This is a genomic window from Flavobacterium hibisci, from assembly GCF_020026925.1.
In the GTDB taxonomy this organism is placed as follows: domain Bacteria; phylum Bacteroidota; class Bacteroidia; order Flavobacteriales; family Flavobacteriaceae; genus Flavobacterium; species Flavobacterium hibisci.
This window is the reverse complement of the sequence record NZ_JAIQDW010000051.1, coordinates 1-854: the sequence shown is the minus strand read 5'-3', so window position 1 is coordinate 854 and position 854 is coordinate 1. Positions and strand designations below refer to the sequence as shown.

Below are 854 nucleotides of genomic sequence, written 5' to 3'. Positions count from 1 at the left end.
ATTGAGTTATACACTTACTATCTGTTTTATTTCTTTTTGATATATGGGTTTGGTATTTACCATTCTTTCTATCGATTTATGAAAAATACTTGTTTTAAATTGAGAACGGTTTATTCTAAAACAAAACTCATCAAAATAAGCTTGGATATGCCATTTACTAACATGAGTTGGTATTGTTCTAATCCATGATTTCAATTGCATGATTACAATGTGTAATTCCTTAAAATTTTTCCCTTGATCACTTAGTTTTTGTTCAATATTATAAAGCTTTTTTAGAGGGTCATATCCTCTCCATTTATCGGTAACTATTTTGGCACTTTTGCTTATATGCTCTTCAAAAATTGGTGTTAGTGATTTTGAAGAATAGTCATCAATAGACTTTACATAAACTCTTTTTATTTGATGCTTTTGGTTTAACTCTACTGCTATTACTGCCTTTTTCTTTTTAGAGTCATAACTCCTTCCTTGTTTTGCTTCTTCTTTTCCTCCCACGGTAAATTCATCTACATGAACCAGCTCTGACAAAGGATATTTCTGACTGCTTTGCATTGCTTTACGTACTTTTTGCATAAAAAACCAAGCGGTGCCTTGGCGAATTTCAAAACGTTTGCCCATTTGAATACTTGATACACTTTTACTACTAGTTGTCATTTCAAATACGATGCAAAAAGCTTTATGTAAACCAAATTTAACCTTATGAAACAAAGTATTGGCAGTACAACTTTCCACATGTTGGCAACCGTAACATTGATAATTATATCCTGATTTTTGACATCCTTTTGTATGACCACATTTCATACAAATAAAGCCTTCTTTCCATTTTATTTGTGCTAAATATGCTTTGCAAGCTTCAT

At 31.1% G+C, this 854-nt stretch carries 1 protein-coding gene; it reads right to left on the bottom strand.

What is annotated here, in order from left to right:
- Positions 1-6: 6 nt before the first annotated feature.
- Positions 7-854 (bottom strand): IS1595 family transposase (locus K8B81_RS20790; protein ID WP_223683441.1); only part of this gene is annotated, 848 nt, incomplete at its 5' end.